13 protein-coding genes are annotated in these 19,017 nt (G+C 44.2%); 4 read left to right on the top strand and 9 right to left on the bottom strand.

All coding sequences use genetic code 11. From position 1 onward, the window contains the following. Window positions 1-22: 22 nt before the first annotated feature. The 3 genes from ACTNDQ_RS04425 to leuS all read right to left on the bottom strand — a co-directional run bounded on the left by ACTNDQ_RS04425 (window position 23) and on the right by leuS (window position 4,896). Window positions 23-679 (bottom strand): TVP38/TMEM64 family protein, encoded by a 657-nt coding sequence (locus ACTNDQ_RS04425; protein ID WP_114001589.1) that lies wholly within the window; start codon window positions 677-679, stop codon window positions 23-25. A 91-nt stretch (window positions 680-770) separates the two neighbouring features. Further along, complete coding sequence (locus ACTNDQ_RS04420; protein WP_178016165.1) at window positions 771-2,132, bottom strand: radical SAM protein; 1,362 nt, start codon at window positions 2,130-2,132, stop codon at window positions 771-773. 346 nt (window positions 2,133-2,478) lie between these two features. Then, window positions 2,479-4,896 (bottom strand): leucine--tRNA ligase, encoded by a 2,418-nt coding sequence (gene leuS / locus ACTNDQ_RS04415; protein WP_022426495.1) that lies wholly within the window; start codon window positions 4,894-4,896, stop codon window positions 2,479-2,481. 253 nt (window positions 4,897-5,149) lie between these two features. Between leuS and ACTNDQ_RS04410 the strand changes: the two genes are divergently transcribed. Beyond that, the gene (locus tag ACTNDQ_RS04410) at window positions 5,150-6,379 is read left to right on the top strand and encodes a dicarboxylate/amino acid:cation symporter (RefSeq protein ID WP_441063889.1); all 1,230 of its coding nucleotides are present in this window, start codon (window positions 5,150-5,152) and stop codon (window positions 6,377-6,379) included. 217 nt (window positions 6,380-6,596) lie between these two features. Here ACTNDQ_RS04410 and ACTNDQ_RS04405 read toward each other — a convergent pair whose 3' ends face one another. The 6 genes from ACTNDQ_RS04405 to ACTNDQ_RS04380 all read right to left on the bottom strand — a co-directional run bounded on the left by ACTNDQ_RS04405 (window position 6,597) and on the right by ACTNDQ_RS04380 (window position 14,795). Further along, on the bottom strand, window positions 6,597-8,588 hold the full coding sequence (locus ACTNDQ_RS04405; RefSeq protein ID WP_441063887.1) for a glycoside hydrolase family 31 protein: 1,992 nt from the start codon (window positions 8,586-8,588) through the stop codon (window positions 6,597-6,599). Window positions 8,589-8,602: 14 nt separating this feature from the next. Continuing rightward, window positions 8,603-10,279, bottom strand: coding sequence for a glycoside hydrolase family 13 protein (locus ACTNDQ_RS04400; RefSeq protein WP_114001585.1), 1,677 nt, complete (start codon window positions 10,277-10,279; stop codon window positions 8,603-8,605). A gap of 219 nt (window positions 10,280-10,498) precedes the next feature. Next, window positions 10,499-11,506 (bottom strand): LacI family DNA-binding transcriptional regulator, encoded by a 1,008-nt coding sequence (locus tag ACTNDQ_RS04395; protein WP_021652638.1) that lies wholly within the window; start codon window positions 11,504-11,506, stop codon window positions 10,499-10,501. Continuing rightward, complete coding sequence (locus tag ACTNDQ_RS04390) at window positions 11,503-11,673, bottom strand: hypothetical protein (protein WP_015525206.1); 171 nt, start codon at window positions 11,671-11,673, stop codon at window positions 11,503-11,505. The genes ACTNDQ_RS04395 and ACTNDQ_RS04390 overlap by 4 nt, the downstream gene beginning before the upstream one ends. A 159-nt stretch (window positions 11,674-11,832) precedes the next feature. Then, a complete protein-coding gene (locus ACTNDQ_RS04385) occupies window positions 11,833-13,923 on the bottom strand; it encodes an elongation factor G (RefSeq protein ID WP_278796565.1) in 2,091 nt (696 codons plus the stop codon). A gap of 149 nt (window positions 13,924-14,072) precedes the next feature. Next, window positions 14,073-14,795, bottom strand: a complete 723-nt coding sequence (locus ACTNDQ_RS04380; protein ID WP_441063884.1) for a phosphatase — start codon at window positions 14,793-14,795, stop codon at window positions 14,073-14,075. A gap of 405 nt (window positions 14,796-15,200) precedes the next feature. Between ACTNDQ_RS04380 and ACTNDQ_RS04375 the strand changes: the two genes are divergently transcribed. From ACTNDQ_RS04375 to ACTNDQ_RS04365, 3 genes are all read left to right on the top strand, one after another. After that, window positions 15,201-16,292, top strand: coding sequence for a prephenate dehydrogenase (locus tag ACTNDQ_RS04375; protein WP_015525209.1), 1,092 nt, complete (start codon window positions 15,201-15,203; stop codon window positions 16,290-16,292). Window positions 16,293-16,363: 71 nt separating this feature from the next. Then, a complete protein-coding gene (aroA, locus tag ACTNDQ_RS04370) occupies window positions 16,364-17,638 on the top strand; it encodes a 3-phosphoshikimate 1-carboxyvinyltransferase (protein ID WP_288721771.1) in 1,275 nt (424 codons plus the stop codon). A 241-nt stretch (window positions 17,639-17,879) separates the two neighbouring features. Then, window positions 17,880-18,866, top strand: coding sequence for a 2-hydroxyacid dehydrogenase (locus ACTNDQ_RS04365; protein ID WP_441063881.1), 987 nt, complete (start codon window positions 17,880-17,882; stop codon window positions 18,864-18,866). Window positions 18,867-19,017: the final 151 nt, after the last annotated feature.

The raw sequence follows: 19,017 nt of genomic DNA, 5'->3' as shown, positions 1-19,017 counted from the left end.
AAAGCAGGAAGAGAAAGCCCTTTTATTTTTTCTTCCCGGAAATATATCTATGGATCAGGATCGAGAATACACTGATCATCACAAGAAGCACTGCGGAAAGCCAGAATGCCGGTGATCCGGGATTCTTGATATTTGCTCCAAATATCGTGGCTAGGATAACTCCCGGAAATGTTCCCAGCATCCCGCCCAGCATATATACTTCAAACGGGATCTTCACCGCGCCCAGAAACAGGCTCACTGCATCCCCGGGCAAAAAATTCAGCGTTCTCATAAAAAAAGAGATATACAGCGGATTTCCGTTCTGATAGTCCACCACTGTTTTCAGCTTCGGATATTTGGAAGTAAGATTCTCCACCATGGAAGAGCCGGAAAAACGTCCCATCCAGTAAGGAAGCGCCAATGTAACTGCTCTTCCCAGAAAGTTCACCAGAAGTGCAGTTCCTGTAGAAAACAGATGTCCTACAGCCAGCTGCAGAACTGCAATGGGGAATACAAAGGAAACACTTTTCACGGCATAAAACACAAGCATAAGCAATGCAGCCTTAACAGGTTCCTTCGGCGTATAGCGCAGAATCTTTTCCACAGACAGATCCTCTCTATAACGGATACAGAAAAGGAGAAGCACAAGAAGGAGCACCGCCGGCAGATATTTTCTGATGTTATCAATCATTTTTTTCATGGTCTGATCCCTCCGTTTTCAAAAAAAGAGCACCGGCACCTGTTTCCGGTACCGTGCTCTTTCATAAGTTCTGCTTTTTTTAGTTTCAGGATCAGCAGCCTTTCTTCGCTGCCTTTCTCTCCTGGTCTTCCTTCCACATTTCCTCTGCTACCGGCTTCCAGTTTTCAGCATACCGGTCACATTTCGCACAGAGATGCTCTGCACTCTCCGGTGACTGAAGATCTGTGGAATGTGCTCCGGATTTTTCTACCATTTCTCTCAGCTTCTGCGGATTTTCAAGCATCGGGCATGGACGGTACATATTGTCATTAAACGGCTGTCCGTCATGATATGCCATCATCATCGGAGACTGCAGTGCTTCCAGAAGTGTTTTCTCGCGGATATTGGAATCAGAATAATGGATAAACACACATGGATCGATATCGCCGTTTGCATTGATATGCAGATAGCGACGGCCGCCTGCAATACATCCTCCCACAAACTCTGCATCATTCTGGAAATCCATGGCAAACAACGGCTTTGTTGCACGGTATTTACGGATACGCTCATAGGTTTCTCTTCTCTGTGCAGGAGTAGGAAGCAGCTCCGGTGCTGCATCATTTCCAACCGGCATATAATGGAAATACCAGATAAAGTACGCTCCAAGATCGATCAGGCTGTCGTAAAATGCCTCTGATGTGATAGACTCGAAATTTGCACTCGTATAACATGCAGAGATACCAAATACAAGCTTCTTCTCTCTGAGAAGATTGATGGCCTTGATAACCTTCTGGTATACACCATTTCCTCTTCTGCCATCTGTTGCAGTCTCAAATCCTTCCAGTGAAATCGCAGGAACAAAGTTTCCTACCCGAAGCATATCATTTGCAAAATCCTCATCGATCAGTGTTGCATTTGTGAAGGAAAGGAAGATACAGTCATTATGTTTCTCGCAAAGACGGATCAGATCCTTTTTTCTTACAAGTGGCTCTCCGCCTGTGTAAATATACATATAAACGCCAAGCTCCTTACCCTGGCGGATGATGTCATCAATCTCATCGTAGGTGAGGTTCAGCTTGTTTCCATACTCTGCTGCCCAGCATCCTGTACAGTGCAGGTTACATGCACTTGTTGGGTCAAGAAGGATTGCCCACGGGATATTACAGCCATATTTCTCACGGCATTCATCCTGTTTCTTCCAGCCTGCAAGATTTGCATTGATAAAGAAGTTTGCAACCAGAGTTTTCATAACATGCGGATCAATATCAGTTACCAATCTATGAATAAACGGATAATACGGATGTTCCGGATTAGAAATGGCTTCGCGGATCATTGCTCTCTGTGTAGGAAATCCACCACCGGAAAATTTATCTGCCCAGTCCATGATCTTGATAAAATTCTTATCCGGATCTTTATAAACATAATTAAATGCCTGTTCAAGTCCGAATTTCTTAAGTGTGTTCATTGCGCTCATACTATCTCTCCTTATTTCTCTCAATGTAAATATGCAATCTAGCTAAACGGACATCTTCATTCCGTCACACTGCATTTCGAGTACCAAAGCTTTCTTACTATCTTTGCCTGACTCATGGTGTTACTGTACGTTTTTTCCATTTGAATAACAATAGGCAATATAATTGGTATGACCAAAAACTAGGCAAATCTGTTAAAATGCCTAAATATTATTGGCATTTATTCTAAATAACATTCGTTATTTTTGTGCATACTTACCGATTTTACGATGTTTATCCATATAAAAAACACCCTGGCAAAGGCAGAAATATCTTCCGCCCTGCTTCGGGTGTTTTTGATTTATCTTATTACTTTACTACGATATTGATGATCTTCTTCGGTACGTAAATCTCTTTGATGATATTTCCGGAAATCTTATCTGCAACTGCCTTCTTTCCTTCGGCAATCGCATCTTCTTTGGAGATTTCTGCCGGAATACTGATAACAGCCTTGGTCTTGCCGTTGATCTGAACCGGAACCTCGATCTCATCATCCTTCATAAGCTCCTCATCGTGAGCCGGCCACTGTGCATGGAAAACGGAATCCTCATGACCAAGCTTCTCCCAGATCTCCTCTGCAATATGAGGAACAAATGGCGCAAGAAGAATGGTAACTGTCTCGATGGTTTCTTTGTCAACAGCGCCGTCGTTCTGCTTTGCGATAGCGATCAGCTTGTTTGTGTATTCCATAAATCCGGACACTACGGTATTCAGGCTGAAGGCCTCAAGTCTGCTGGTGATATCGTATACCATCTTATGACGGGTCTTCTCCATCTCTTTGGTAGCCGGGATATCTTTCTCAATGCTGTCAAGAGCCAGATTCCAGAAACGTTTCAGGAATCTGGATACACCATCGATTCCTCTGTCATCCCATTCTGCATCCAGTTCCGGCGGTCCTACGAACAGCTCATACATACGTAAGGAATCACATCCGTAATCATTTACAAGATCATCCGGTGAAATAACATTTCCTTTGGATTTACTCATCTTGATTCCGTTTTTACCTGTGATCATACCCTGGTTGAACAGCTTGACAAACGGCTCATCGAAATCAATAGCTCCGATATCATACAGGAACTTGGTGTAGAATCTGGAGTACAGAAGATGAAGAACAGCATGCTCTACACCACCGATATACATATCTACCGGCAGATATTTATCGGCTTTCTCTTTGGAAACCAGTTCTTTATTATTCTTATTATCTACATAACGGAGGAAATACCAGGAAGATCCTGCCCACTGAGGCATGGTGTTTGTCTCACGTTTTGCAGGAGCACCACAGCATGGGCATGTGGTATTTACCCACTCGTCAATAGCTGCAAGCGGTGACTCTCCGGTTCCTGTCGGCTGGTAGCTTTCTACCTCCGGAAGTCTTAACGGAAGCTGATCCTCCGGTACCGGTACCGCACCGCATTTCGGGCAGTGTACGATCGGGATCGGCTCACCCCAGTAACGCTGGCGGGAAAATACCCAGTCTCTCAGTTTGTAGTTGACAGTCTTACGTCCGATACCCAGCTTCTCGATGATATGCGGTGCTTCCTTCTTCAGTACGGAAGATTCCATTCCGTTCCACTCACCGGAGTTGATCATGGTTCCGGAAGCCTCTGTGTAAGCTTCTGTCATATTCTGAATTTCTTTACCATCTTTTGCGATAACCTGGATGATCGGAATATCGAATTTCTTTGCGAACTCAAAGTCACGGTCATCATGAGCAGGTACACACATGATAGCACCTGTACCATAATCAGCAAGTACATAGTCAGAAAGCCAGATTGGAAGCTTCTCGCCGTTCAGCGGATTGATCGCATAAGTACCTGTGAACACACCGGTCTTCTCTTTATCCTGAAGACGGTCTACATTGGATTTCATGGAAGCATCAAAGATATATTTCTCTACAGCCTCTCTTGTCTCGTCTGTTGCAAGAGATTTTGCAAGAGCATGCTCCGGTGCAAGTACCATGAATGTTGCTCCATGAAGAGTATCCGGTCTTGTTGTATAGACCGTGATCTTCTCTTCTCTTCCCTCAACCGGGAAATCGACCTCTGCGCCGTAGGATTTGCCGATCCAGTCTGTCTGCATCTTTTTAACCTTCTCCGGCCAATCCAGTTTATCCAGATCACTTAAAAGTCTGTCTGCATATTTTGTGATGCGGAGCATCCACTGACGGAGGTTCTTTTTGGTAACCGGAGTGCCACAACGCTCGCAGCATCCGTTTACAACCTCTTCATTTGCAAGACCTGTCTTACAGGAAGGGCACCAGTTGATCGGGAACTCCTTCTCATATGCAAGCCCCTCTTTGAACATTTTTACAAAGATCCACTGTGTCCATTTATAGAATTCCGGATCAGTTGTGTTAACCTCCATATCCCAGTCATAGATCGCTGCGATATCGTTGATCTGACGTTTGATATTTTTGATGTTTGCTGCTGTAGATACTGCCGGATGAACACCCATCTTGATGGCATAGTTCTCAGCCGGGAGACCAAAAGCATCCCATCCCATCGGATGGATCAGGTAATAACCCTGGAGCATTTTATAGCGGCTCCATACATCAGAGATCACATAGCCTCTCCAGTGTCCTACATGAAGACCGTTTCCGGACGGATACGGGAACATATCCAGACAGTAGTATTTCGGTTTCTTGCCATCATTGACATTTACCGGCTTTTTCTCCCAGTTTGTGCGCCATTTCGCTTCGATGGCTCTATGGTTATAAGGTGCAGCCATTTTTTTATTCCTCCTGACAAATTACTCAGTATTAATACTTTAATGCTTTCACACACTGCTATTAATTTTAACTACTTATGATGTATTTGTCAAACAAAAATCCAAAAACAGCCCTTTTCCATCAAAGTATACATGAACCTGCAATCCTGGCCTGGTTTAGTTGACGCTTCTTTTTTCACATGATATAATTTCCTGCATGTATTTTCCTATATTATACATACCATACATATTTATCTTAGGAGGGAACGCATAAATGAAATCTTTTTATTCCTGGTACCGGAAACATATTACCGGTGCGATCTTTACAGGACTGATCCTGGGTATCCTCACAGGACTTTTCCTGGCCGGACGGTTTGAACCTGTCCTCACTGTGACCAGTCTGATCGGAAGTATCTACATGAACGCCCTGAACATGATGATCTTTCCCATGGTCTTCTGTTCCATTGTCATTGGAATCTGTTCCATCGGAAACGCACGTACTACCGGCAAGATCACTGCAGCATCCATGATCTATTTTCTCTGCACAACGGCACTTGCCAGCCTGTGCGGACTGATCATCCCGAGACTGATCCATCTCGGAGAGGGAGTCAAATTTGAGATGGCAACAGCAGATATCCAGGCTACAGAAATGAGCAGTATCCTTGACACCCTGAAAAACCTGATCCCTTCCAACCCAATCGCCGCATTTGCTGACGGAAACATGCTCCAGGTTCTGGTGTTTGCCCTGATCATCGGTTTCACACTGATCGCAGTCGGTGAAAAAGGAACTCCATTCCTGAATCTGATTGATTCCGTCAATGAAGTATGCCTGAAGATCATTACAACCATCATGTACTTTACACCCATCGGTGTTTTCTGTACCATCGTACCGGTTGTGGAAGCCAACGGAACTGAAACGATCATTTCCCTTGCAGCACAGCTTGTCATTCTGTATGTGGCATTCTTTGGCTTCGCTATTGTAGTGTACGGTCTCTCTGTAAAGCTGATCGGCAAACAAAGTCCGCTGAAATTCCTGAAAGCGATCCTGCCAGCAGCACTGAACGCCTTCGGAACCTGCTCAAGCTCCGCAACCATTCCATTAAGCAAGCAGTGTATGGAAGAAGAAATGGGCGTATCCAACCAGATCACCAGCATCGCCATTCCTCTTGGTGCTACCGTTAATATGGATGCTGTATCTATCCTGATGTCCTTTATGATCATGTTCTTTGCAAACGCCTGCGGGATCCATGTAAGTATTCCTCTTATGATCATTATCCTTCTTGCAAACGTACTGCTTTCCGTTGGTACTCCAGGTGTTCCCGGTGGTGCTATCGCATCTTTCGCAGCACTGGCAACTATGGCCGGACTTCCTGCCGGAGTTCTTGGTGTTTATATCAGCATCAATACCCTCTGTGATATGGGCGCCACCTGTGTCAATGTTATCGGTGACATGGCATGCTGCTCTGTACTGAAAAATGTTATCCAGATTGAGGAAGAAGCATAAACAAATCTTTCTGAAGTGTTATTTAAACAGAATGCGAATTGCTTTACATAAAAATTTTTATGTAAAGCAATAGTAGCAAAAGCCGTAAGATATATGTTTAAGAAACTTTCACATATACTTACGGCTTTTCTGTTTATCAACTGTTCACATCCTGTATTCTTTATACTGTTTAACGTAAATGATGTAACACAGAAATTTATATTTCATTTTGCTGACTTTATTTTTTCAGAACACGGTAATTTTCTTCTCTGTCGTAATCCTTATGGACCCCATCGTCCTCATATAAGGTATACTCCGCACCTTCATATCCGAGAAGCTGCATATTTTTTGTATCCAGAGCTGCCACACATTCCGCTGCTTCTGCAACCGGAATACATTTTCCCTTCCGGATAAACAACGGAATCTCATTCAGTGCCACCTCTACATAATGAACACCCTTTTCAAGGATCTCCTCTGCAATGGTTCCATCCGGAAGGAATTTCACAAACTTCATCTCCTCCGGAAGATATACATAACGGCCTCTTGCGTTCTGTTCATAAACCGGAGCGATCATGATCTCATTTCCAAGAAGCAGCTGGTCTTCCACATGTACAGCAATCTTATCCTCCGGATAAACAAAGCCCAACGGCCGGAAATACATATCATCGTTCAGAGCCGCCTTCATATATTCACTGTAAAGATATGGAATAAGACGATATCTTACACCGATCACATGACGGAAATCTTCCACATTTTCAAACTGGTAGCATTCCTGCTCTCTGGTACCGATCGCTGTATGATCACGCATCAGCGGTGTGAATACTCCAAGTGCCAGGAAACGAAGCAGCAGTTCTCTTGTTGTATCAGCGCCAAATCCACCCAGATCTGCTCCTGCATACAGGAAACCACACATATTCAGAGATGGCATCATCTTCAGGTTCAAAAGGATATGAGCCCACCAGGATTTATTATCGCCGGTCCAGATCCCACCATAACGATGCATACCAATATAGGATGATCTGGAAAACATCAGAAAACGTTTTTCCGGATCGATCCGTTCAAAAGCCTCCCCTGCTGCTCTGGTCATATTGTAGCCAAACAGGTTATGGACTTTGTCATGGCGGATCTTTCTGCCATCCACATTATGGTAAAATCTCCGATAATCTTCCGGATTGTTTGCAACATTGCGAAGTGCACTCTGCATCTTCCAGATATGGATCTTTCCTTCCGTATCTTTTGCAAATTCTCCTGCAAGCTCTTTGACCTCTTTCATTCCCTCTGTGGAATAGAAGATCGCCGGCTCATTCATATCGTTCCAGAAACCGTCGATTCCCTTCTCGATCAGGAAACGGTATTTGTCACCGAACCATTTTCTGGCATCTTTGTTCAATACATCCGGAAAATGAGTATCCCCCGGCCATACAGCAGCTACAAAATCACTGCCGTCCTCTCTCTGGCAGAAGTAGCGGTTTTTGACACCCTCTTCATAAACATCGTATCCCGGCTCTACCTTGACGCCGGCATCGATGATCGGGATCAGACGGATATCCTGATCCTTCAGTTCCTTTACGAATTCCGGAAAATCCTGAAAATTCTCTTCACTTAATGTAAAGTCCTTATAAGACTGCATATAATCAATATCCATATAGATCATATCAATAGGAATATGATTTTCACGATATCCAGCTGCAACCTTCCGGAAATCCTCTTTTGTAGTATAGCCCCATCTGCTCTGGCCAAATCCAAAGGCAAATTTCGGCGGGATATAGCTTCTTCCGATCACATGACGGAACTGCTTTACAATATCATAGGGACTCTCCCCTTCGATCACATAAAGCTTCAGGTCTGCATTTTCGCAGGTTACCTTCATGGTATCCATTCTGGTATAGCCAATGTCAAAGGTGATCGCTGCCGGATAGTCAAAAAACATTCCAAAGGTTTCTTTTCCGGACACAATGATAAGATTATGTGCACCGTACAGGGAATGTTTATCCTCTGTATGCTCCGGATCATCGGTACAGTTACTGGTGTAAATGAATCCTCTCTTGTTGATACCGCGATTGGATTCTCCCAATCCGTAAACGATATCCTCTTCATCCATGATATAAGTAAAAGAAAATCCATCTTCTGCACAGATTTCTCCATATCCTGGCTTTCCTTCTGCTGTCTCAAGGTTTTCTATCAGTGCCTCAGTCTCAAAGGGCTCTCCATATACATATTTTTTTATCATTTTTCCCTCTCCTGTTACAGATTTCTGTAAAGAACAAATGCCTCATAAGGTTTCAGGACCACTTTCTTTCCAAAATCCTTTCTTCCAAGATTTGTGATCAGACATTCTGCATTTTTCTGAAATTCTTCCGGAATTTCCATTTCTGCCACATGCTCACTGAAATTGCAGACTGTGAGAAGCTTCTCTCCCTCAAGGGTTCTGGTATATGCAAAAATCTGATCATGATCTCTGTAAAGTGCCTCAAAAACGCCGTAAACGATCACCGGTTTTTCTTTTCTTAAACGGATCAGCTTCTGATAATAATGGAAAATAGAATTCGGATCTGAAAGCTGCTGCTTCGCATTGATCTCCTTATAATTGGAGTTTACCCTGATCCATGGCGTTCCCTCCGTAAAACCGGCCTGATGAGAATCCTCCCACTGCATTGGTGTTCTGGCATTGTCACGTCCTCTCAGCATCAGGCACTTCATCATATATTCCGGTGTATAAATACCTGCTTCTGTATATTCATGGAAATACTGAATACTCTCGATATCACGATAATCCTTAAGCTCTGTAAAATAAGCATTGGTCATTCCAAGCTCTTCTCCCTGATAAACATAAGGAGTTCCCTGCATCATATGAAGACAGGTTGCCAGCATCTTGGCTGAAGTTTCCCTGTATGCCGGATTATCATTTCCAAATCTGGAAACACTTCTTGGCTGGTCATGATTTCCAAGAAACAGACTGTTCCATGCTTTTCCCGCAAGCTCTTCCTGCCATTTGATCATAACCTTTTTAAATTCCTGGAAATCGTATTTCTCGGTAGTCCATTTACCATGGTCTGATCCCTGATCCTCTACATGCTCAAACTGAAACACCATGTTCAGCTCATTCCTGTCCTCACCTGCATATTTCTGTGCCTCTTCGATAGTCACACCGGAGGTTTCTCCAACTGTCATCACATCGTATCGGGATAAAACCTCTCTGTTCATTTCCTGAAGAAACTCATGGATCCTCGGGCCATGGACGCAGTAAGGACCAAAATCACCGTATAATCCTCCATTCATTTCTCCATCCGGATATGACTGATCCTTGGAGATCATGCTGATCACGTCCATTCGGAAACCGTCGATTCCTTTTTCACACCAGAAATTCATCATATCGTAAACTTCCTGACGAACCTTTTCATTTTCCCAGTTCAGATCCGGCTGTTTTCTTGAAAACAGGTGAAGATAATACATCTCTGTCTGAGGATCATACTCCCATGCAGGTCCTCCGAACGCACTTCCCCAGTTATTCGGTTCTTTTCCATTCACCGGCTCTCTCCAGATATAGTAATCCCTGTAAGGATTATCTTTGGATTTCCTGCTTTCAATAAACCAGTTGTGTTCATCGGAAGTATGGTTTACGACCAGATCCATGAGGATCTTAATGCCCCGTTTATGCGCTTCTTCAAGAAGCTTTTCATAATCCTCCATGGTTCCATATTCTTTATAGATCCTGCGGTAATCGGAAATATCATAGCCATTGTCATCCTGCGGAGATTCCAGCATGGGTGAGATCCAGAGAACATTTACTCCCAGTTCTTTCAGATAGTCCAGTTTTTCTATGATCCCGGGAATATCACCAATTCCGTCTCCGTTGCTGTCCTTAAAACTTCTCGGGTAGATCTGATATACCACGCTTTCTTTCCACCAGTTTTTTTTCATGATAAATTGCCTCCTTTTTCTGTTGATTCTGAAATCAGCATATCCTATCCACCCTTTAAAATCAATAAGTTTCTCGTGAAACTTAAATTACTGCCAAACTTTTCTGTTTTTTTTATGCAGTTTTAACAATAAAGCACTACTGGCCTCTAAAAATAATTTCCAACCGTATTTCGATGATGTGCCAGGAAAAGTCATCACAACATAAAAAAAGAGATCCTGCTACTCTTTTACAGAATCTCTCTTTACAAGCCATACAGGGCTTTTTACATTTTTTTCGGCAGGTTCCTTTCCCTCTGCCATAAGAAGCAGCTTCCGCAAGGCCAGAACTGCTTTCTGATGAACATCCTGATGAATGGTGGTCAGCTTTGGCCTGACGATCTGCGCATAAAAATTATCATCAAAGCCGGTAATGGAAATCTGATCCGGAATCCGGATTCCCCTGTCTGTAAAAAAATTGATGGCCTCCACAGCTGTGTAATCCGAAGAAAATGCCAGAGCCTTTGTCTCCAGAAAATGAGGCAGCAGCTCTTCATATTTTTTCAGTCTGCGCCGGGGTTCCTGGGGAACCACCACATAGCGGGAGCGGCTGCAGAAGCCGCCATTTTTTTCCATAGCCTGTTTGAATCCAAGCCATCTGGCATAATCACTGTCCTGCTCTGTTTCCGCAACAAAAAGTGCCCGGTGGTATCCACAGGAATGCAGATATTCCCCGATCTGATATCCGCCGGAATAATCATCCACTCCTACATTCTGAAAGCTATATCCACCCTTCGGATAGGCATCGATCAATACCATTTTTTTATTCAGCTTTCTGGAAAGCTGATGATACTGTTCTTCATTATACCCTATAATGATAAGACCCTCTACATTCCAACGGGATGCCATATCTACCACATTATCGATCCGTTCACCGCCAATGAGCATAATATAATAGCCTCTGTTTTCTGCTTCGACCTGCAGCGTTCCGGTGATCTCTCCCACAAAAGAATCCTGCAGAGACTGCATACCATGAATGAAGGAAAAACCAAGAACCACTCCAATGATCCTTGAGCCGTGTCCGGATAGCATCACAGATCCCATGTGGGGAACATAATTCTGCTCCTTCAGGATCGCCGTGATCCGGTCAATGGTGCTCTGTGAAACCCGTTTTGTATTTCCATTGATCACATTGGATACGGTTGTACGACTGACACCTGCCATATCCGCGATATCCTGCAGTCTTATCATTTCATTGAATACTGCATCAGCTCATAATGAAGCTCACAGCCCTCATAGATTTCTGCCGGAAGTAATGCTCTGGCAACCACTTTCAGTTCCTCCTCCGGCTGATCCACACGCTTCAAATGTGCATAATCTCCGTCAATCTGTTCCACGATATAATCACATACTAACATTTTTTGTCCTCTCTCTTTTCTTTTTTGCTCATACTTCAATAACCTGTATGAGCGCAATTCGTTTCTCTGACTGCTTATTCACGAATGCATCTAAAAACAGGCTACAGCAAATGCTGCAGCCTGTCAACTCTTTATTCTGCCCTCAAAAAATATCTCTGTTTATTCGTCAGCACTGTCAACCTTGCTTGCGCGTGCCGCGATCTCTTTCTCCTGGATATCATTAGGAGCCTGCTCATAGCGTGCAAATTCATAGGAGAAATCTCCGCTTCCACCGGTCATGGAACGAAGGACAGTGGAATAACCATAGATTTCAAGAAGCGGAACATCTGCCTCAATGATGGTATTTCCTTCGTGATCCGGATTCATTCCGAGAACACGACCACGTCTCTTGTTCAGATCTCCCATAACATCACCGGTATATTTATCCGGAACTGTAACCTTCATGGAGATGATCGGCTCAAGAAGTACAGGAGACGCTTCCATAAAGCCCTTCTTGAAGGCAAGGATAGTTGCCATCTTAAATGCCATCTCAGAAGAATCTACCGGATGATAAGATCCATCGTAAAGGGTTGCCTTCACACCAACAACCGGATATGCAGCCAGAGGTCCCTTGAGAACACATTCCTGAAGTCCCTTCTCAACAGCCGGGAAGTAGTTCTTCGGAACTGCACCACCTACAACTACCTGCTCAAATACATAAGGTGTCTCCAGATCGCCAGATGGCTCAAAGCGCATCTTAACGTGGCCATACTGTCCGTGTCCGCCGGACTGTTTCTTATGTTTGCCTTCTACATCTGAATTCTTACGGAGTGTTTCACGGAACGGAACCTTCGGTTTGGAAAGCTCCACATCCACTTTATAGCGCTCCTTCAGCTTGCTGACAACGATATCAAGATGCTGATCACCCATACCGTAGAGCAGGCTCTGACGGTTTGCACTGTCATTGACAACCTTCAGTGTTCTGTCCTCTGTCATCATCTTGGCAAGGGACTGGGCGATTTTATCCTCGTCGCCCTTCTTCACTGCCTTAAATCTCTTATATGTATATGGTGTGGAAAGTATAGCCTTTGGATAAAGGATCGGATTCGCCTTGGTTGCAAGGCTGTCACCGGTCTGTACACTGCCAAGCTTGGCAATGGCACCGATATCCCCTGCAAAAAGCTCCGGAACTTCGATCGGTTTGGAACCTTCCATGACATAAAGCTTGTTTACACGCTCCTCTGTTCCTTTCTCTACATTAAGAAGTGTATCATCGGATTTCAGCACACCGGAGCATACCTTGATCAGAGAATATTTACCAAGGAACGGATCCGCGATGGTCTTAAATACATAAGCGGATTTTGCCTTGGCAAAGTCATAATTGGCCTCAAAGATCTCGTTAGTCTTCTGTGCGATACCATTGCAGGAACGTCCGCTTGGGCTTGGGAAGTAACCGCAGATATCATCCAGAAGGTTAGATACACCGCGAAGGTTCACCGGTGATCCCATGCATACCGGAACAATACTTCCATCCTGTACATTGGTTGCAATAGCGGCGGAAACCTCTGCTACGGAGAAGGTATCTCCCTCGAAATAACGGTCCATAAATTCTTCGCTTGTCTCTGCAACAGACTCCATCAGAGTTTCATGATATTTCTCAAGATATTCTGTCAGATAATCCGGAACCGGACATTCTTCCTTGCCAGCCTTATCAATATATCTTCTTCCTGCCTGCTTCACAACATTGACATAACCTACAAACTTACCATCCTCACGGATCGGGAAATGAAGAGGAGCGATCCTCTTGCCGTACAGCTCTGTCAGCTCTTCCACGACCTCACGATAGCTGACATCATCCACGTCCATATCTGTAACAAAGATCATTCGCGGAAGCTTATATTTCTCGCAGAGATTCCATGCTTTCTGTGTTCCTACCTGAACACCGGCCTTACCGGAAACAACGATGATTGCTGCATCTGCGGCACTGACTGCCTCCTCAACTTCTCCCACAAAATCGAAGTATCCGGGAGTATCCAGTACATTTACCTTCACCTTGTCCCATGGTACCGGGATCAGAGAAGTTGTGATGGAAAAATGTCTCTTTATTTCTTCCTTGTCATAATCGCTGACAGTATTGCCATCCTCAACACGTCCGAGTCTGCTTGTCATACCTGCCAGATAAGCCATTGCCTCAGCCAGTGTTGTTTTGCCTGCGCCACCATGACCTAATAGGACTACATTTCTGATTCGGTCTGTTCTGAAAACGTCCATATGTAATACCTCCCTGCTTGTCTTACTTAATATGTTCACATTTTACTAAATTTCCATGCAAATTTCAAGTATTTTATTCAATTTTGACAACTTTTTTTCAGAAAGTTTTTCGTATTACCGTCAATTAATACAGAACAGTCGTCTATCTTTCAGAATTTCCGGTTTACATACTTTTTCACGGCATCCACAGAACGGTTCAGTACCAGCTCTTCCGGAAAATCCAGTTTGGTCAGAAGGTCTCTGGCAAGATCAAATTCCCCGATCAGGAGGTCAAAATGGGCATCACTGTCCATAACCACAGGTACCCGATATTTTTTGCAGTATTCCAGCATGATGGTATCATTCTCCACTGCATTCTCACGGTTACAGTCAGGGTCCATGGAGTGGTTGTTCAGCTCCAGGACTTTACCGTATTCTCTGGCGCCCTGTACAAGCGCCTCATAGTCAACCTCGTATCTTCCGTCATCCGGATGTCCGATGATATTGACACACGGATTCTTCATAGCATTAAGATAGGCCTCCGTATTCTCCTGTCTGCTGCCTGGTCTGATGCATGGAACATGAAGACTTGCAATGACCACGTCCAGCTTCTCCAGAGTTTTCTGCTCAAGATCTACCGTTCCCGCCGCATCCAGGATATTTACCTCCGAACCCAGAAGCAGCTGGATCCCGTACATTTCACGAGGTGCTACCTTTATATTCTGGAAATAAAACTTATGACAGGTTCCGGGCATTTTCGGTGCATGCTCTGTGATTCCCAGGAGTTCAAGGCCTTTATCGGAAGCAGCCCTGGCCATCTCGCGAAGTGTGCAGTATGCATGTCCGCTGGCTACGGTATGTGTGTGAAGATCCATAACTGACTGATATTTCATGATAAATTCTCCTCTGTATCTTATATTGTTTTTTTCTTATTATATTATACGTCCGAAATCTCTGATTTCTCAAGCCTTTTTCTATTGTTACTGTTCACTCCGTTCTCAGCAACACGCTTCGCGATGCACAGAATTTATGCTAATCGCATAAATTCACGCGGTATGTCTCGGGTTTTCCGTGACCTTCGCTCACAAAAAACACCTCGCGGAATATTACCAATGAACAGTAACTTTCTATTACTCTTCCCTGTTCGCAAAACATTACCGGTAAACAGCTACAAAAATGGCCTTCCTGTTTCCGCTAACATTTGTTGACATTTTTCACACTTTCTTTTACAATATAGTCGTGATTTACACTATTAAAGAATAAAAGTAAAAAGTAACCTGAAAGGACTCTGAAGTACTATGAAAACCATAGGTTTTATCGGCCTTGGACTGATCGGCGGCTCCATTGCCAGAACCATACGAAAATTTCACCCGGATTATCGCCTGCTTGCCTTTGACAAAGACAGAAGTGCTCTGGCAGAGGCAGTCAGTTTAAACGTGATCAACGGGATCTGTGATATTGACGATGAGCAGTTATATAACTGTGATTATCTTTTTCTCTGTGCACCTGTAGAATTCAATGTGGAATACATGGAAAAGATCAAAGATTCTCTTGGAAAGAACTGTATCCTCACAGATGTAGGCAGTGTAAAAAGTGTTATCCACGAAAAAGTAACCGAGCTCGGACTTGAAGGACGCTTCATCGGCGGTCATCCTATGGCAGGCTCCGAACGCAGCGGTTTTTCCAATTCCAGTGATCATCTTCTGGAAAATGCTTATTATATCATCACTCCGGGAGGAGAAGTTGCTTTGGAAAAGATTTCTGATTTCACAGAACTGATCTCCTCTCTTGGTGCGATTCCCCTTGTTATCACTGCAGAAGAACATGATTTCATCACGGCAGGAGTCAGCCACCTTCCTCATATCGTAGCTTCCGCTCTTGTAAATCTTGTAAATCTTCTGGATAACGACGCCCAGTATATGAAAATGATCGCAGCCGGCGGTTTCCGTGATATCACACGTATTGCCTCTTCTTCACCGGTTATGTGGGAACAGATCTGTCTGGAAAATCAGAAAAACATTTCCACGGTTCTGGATGAATTTATCCGTATGCTGATCCAGATCCGCTGTTCCATTGACAACAAAGAAGCCGACAACATCTTTGATATGTTTGCAAGCTCCAAGGATTACCGTGACTCCATTGACATTGTAGACAACAGCCTGATCCCCCGCTCTTATGTCCTTTATATCGATGTGGCAGATGAGGCCGGTGCCATTGCAACCATCGCAACCATCCTTGCAACAGAAAAGGTCAGCATCAAAAATATCGGTATTATCCACAACCGGGAATTTGAAGATGGCGTTCTGAAGATTGAATTTTATACAGACGCAGCTCTGGAGCAGGCTAAAGTGCTTCTTACAAAACGTAATTACAAGATCTGCGAACGCTGATATATAAACGGCAGCAGATATCCGATCTGCTGCCATGTATTTCAAAAATAACAATACAGGCAGGTACTAATATGGAAATCAAAAAAGCAAAAAAATTATCCGGCTCTCTTGCCATTCCCGGAGATAAATCCATTTCTCACAGAGCTGTCATGTTCGGCTCTCTTGCAGAAGGCACTACCCGGATCACAAATTTTCTGGAGGGTGCAGACTGTCTCTCCACTATTTCCTGTTTCCGGAAAATGGGTATTAACATTGAAAATACAGAAGGAGAGATCCTGGTCCACGGAAAAGGTCTCCATGGTCTCTGTGCTCCGTCAGAGACTCTTGACGTCGGTAACAGCGGTACTACCACCCGCCTCATCTCCGGGATCCTTGCAGGACAGGACTTTGTATCAGAGCTTACCGGCGATGCTTCCATCCAGAAACGCCCTATGAAACGGATCATGACTCCGCTTTCCCAAATGGGTGCCGATATCGTAAGTCTCAACGGAAACGGATGTGCACCGCTTAAGATCTCCGGAAAAAAGCTCCATGCCATCCACTACAATTCTCCGGTAGCATCTGCCCAGGTAAAATCCTGCGTACTTCTTGCCGGAATGTACTCTGACGGCATTACCCGTGTAACAGAGCCGGTCCTTTCCAGAAATCACACGGAGATCATGCTGAATTACTTTGGCGCCAATGTAACCGCAGAGGGAACAACAGCATCCATCAAACCGGACCCATCTCTTTACGGACGTGAGATCCTGGTTCCGGGAGATATCTCTTCTGCAGCTTATTTTATCGCAGCAGGTCTTCTTGTTCCCAACAGTGAGATCCTTCTGAAAAATGTGGGGATCAACCCGACCCGTGACGGCATCCTCCGTGTATGCAGGGCCATGGGAGCAGATATCACTCTCCTCAATGAAACCACAGAGGGCGAACCTACTGCCGATCTTCTGATCCGCTCCTCTGCGCTTCACGGGACCACAATAGAAGGCGCGATCATTCCTACTCTGATCGATGAACTTCCGATGATCGCCGTTATGGCAGCTTTTGCAGAAGGAACCACTGTTATCCGGGATGCACAGGAGCTTCGTGTCAAAGAGTCCGACCGCATCCAGGTTATGACGGAAAATCTTCGGAAAATGGGCGCAGAGATCCAGGAAACCGAAGATGGCATGATTATTCATGGTGGAAAAGCCCTTCATGGCGCAGAGATCGATTCTCATCTGGATCACCGTGTAGCCATGTCTTTTGCAGTAGCAGGACTGCTTTGTGAGGGAACACTTTCCATCAAAAACGGAGAATGTGTCAACATCTCCTATCCGGAATTCTATTCCGATCTTTATAGTCTGGCAGAATAATTATCTTATATCCAGACAGAGAGCATTTTCATGTATCACAACATCTGTTCCATCAGATGAGAGTGCATAAAATGCTCTCTTTTTTTGTATTTCGTATAATTTTTATTTATTATGGATATCATAATTCCAAAATGAAACCATTTTTTTTGATAAATTTTATCGTTTTTCCCACTTTCCAAATTCCTACTATTATGGTATTATTTTTTTGGAAAATAATTATTTCCAGAGAGGAGCAACAATTATGAAAATTTTGTTTTATGACACCAAGAGCTACGATAGGGAATTTTTTGAGAAGCTGCTTCCATCTTATCCAGGTATTGAAATTAAATTCATTGAAGCAAATATCCATGAAGAAACCGCATCTCTTGCCCACGGCTACGATGCCATCTGTGCATTTGTAAATGCAGACCTTGGCGCACCGGTCATTGAAGAGCTTCACCGCCAGGGTGTAAAACTGATCCTGATGCGCTGTGCCGGATACAATAATGTTGATCTGGAAACTACAGCAAAATGCGGGATCCAGGTGGCACGTGTTCCCGGTTATTCTCCGGAAGCAGTTGCCGAACACGCCATGGCACTGGCCCTTACCGCCAACCGGCACACCCACAAGGCATATATCAAATGCCGTGAAAATAACTTTGCACTGAACGGTCTCATGGGCGTTAACTTTTATCAGAAAACTGCCGGCATCATCGGCACCGGAAAAATCGGTCAGGCAATGGCAAAAATCTGCCGCGGCTTTGGCATGAAGGTAATTGCTTATGATCTTTTCCCTAATAAAAATCTTGACTTTCTGGAGTATGTTTCACTGGATGAACTTCTTTCCACCAGTGATCTGATCAGTCTGCACTGTCCGATGACTCCGGAAACAGAGCATCTGATCAACTCCGAAACGATTGCAAAAATGAAAGATGGTGTGATCCTTGTAAATACCTCCAGAGGTGGACTGATCAAAACAGATGATCTGATCGCAGGTATCCGTGATCACAAATTCTTCGCCGTTGGTCTGGATGTTTACGAAGAAGAATCTGCATATGTATATGAAGACATGTCAAGCAGCATTCTTCCTACTTCCACGATCCAGCGTCTTCTGTCCTTCCCAAATGTGACCATGACCTCACATCAGGGATTCTTTACGGTAGAAGCACTGACCAATATTGCGGAGACAACCCTGGAAAACGCAAAAGCTTTTATGGTTGGAGCTGAAATGAAAAATCTGGTCCACTGATCGGTCTCAGCCCTGACACACAAAATAAGCCCCCCGGATACTGATCGTTTATCTGTATCCGGGGAGACTGTCCGAAAACTCGGATAATCTAATCTGATGAGAAAAAGATTGATATGCTCTTGTGAGCGTTCAATATAAATTAAAATTGCAC

This window comes from Blautia massiliensis (ex Liu et al. 2021) (assembly GCF_052064225.1).
GTDB lineage: Bacteria > Bacillota > Clostridia > Lachnospirales > Lachnospiraceae > Blautia_A > Blautia_A fusiformis.
Note: the sequence above shows the minus strand (reverse complement) of the source record. Positions and strands in the feature narration are given on the sequence as shown.

Excerpts from the sequence above, each read along its gene's own strand:
- ACTNDQ_RS04425 (WP_114001589.1), bottom strand. The coding sequence starts at position 679 with ATGAAAAAAATGATTGATAACATCAGAAAATATCTGCCGGCGGTGCTC.
- ACTNDQ_RS04420 (WP_178016165.1), bottom strand. The coding sequence starts at position 2,132 with ATGAGCGCAATGAACACACTTAAGAAATTCGGACTTGAACAGGCATTT.
- leuS (WP_022426495.1), bottom strand. The coding sequence starts at position 4,896 with ATGGCTGCACCTTATAACCATAGAGCCATCGAAGCGAAATGGCGCACA.
- ACTNDQ_RS04410 (WP_441063889.1), top strand. The coding sequence starts at position 5,150 with ATGAAATCTTTTTATTCCTGGTACCGGAAACATATTACCGGTGCGATC.
- ACTNDQ_RS04405 (WP_441063887.1), bottom strand. The coding sequence starts at position 8,588 with ATGATAAAAAAATATGTATATGGAGAGCCCTTTGAGACTGAGGCACTG.
- ACTNDQ_RS04400 (WP_114001585.1), bottom strand. The coding sequence starts at position 10,279 with ATGAAAAAAAACTGGTGGAAAGAAAGCGTGGTATATCAGATCTACCCG.
- ACTNDQ_RS04395 (WP_021652638.1), bottom strand. The coding sequence starts at position 11,506 with ATGATAAGACTGCAGGATATCGCGGATATGGCAGGTGTCAGTCGTACA.
- ACTNDQ_RS04390 (WP_015525206.1), bottom strand. The coding sequence starts at position 11,673 with ATGTTAGTATGTGATTATATCGTGGAACAGATTGACGGAGATTATGCA.
- ACTNDQ_RS04385 (WP_278796565.1), bottom strand. The coding sequence starts at position 13,923 with ATGGACGTTTTCAGAACAGACCGAATCAGAAATGTAGTCCTATTAGGT.
- ACTNDQ_RS04380 (WP_441063884.1), bottom strand. The coding sequence starts at position 14,795 with ATGAAATATCAGTCAGTTATGGATCTTCACACACATACCGTAGCCAGC.
- ACTNDQ_RS04375 (WP_015525209.1), top strand. The coding sequence starts at position 15,201 with ATGAAAACCATAGGTTTTATCGGCCTTGGACTGATCGGCGGCTCCATT.
- aroA (WP_288721771.1), top strand. The coding sequence starts at position 16,364 with ATGGAAATCAAAAAAGCAAAAAAATTATCCGGCTCTCTTGCCATTCCC.
- ACTNDQ_RS04365 (WP_441063881.1), top strand. The coding sequence starts at position 17,880 with ATGAAAATTTTGTTTTATGACACCAAGAGCTACGATAGGGAATTTTTT.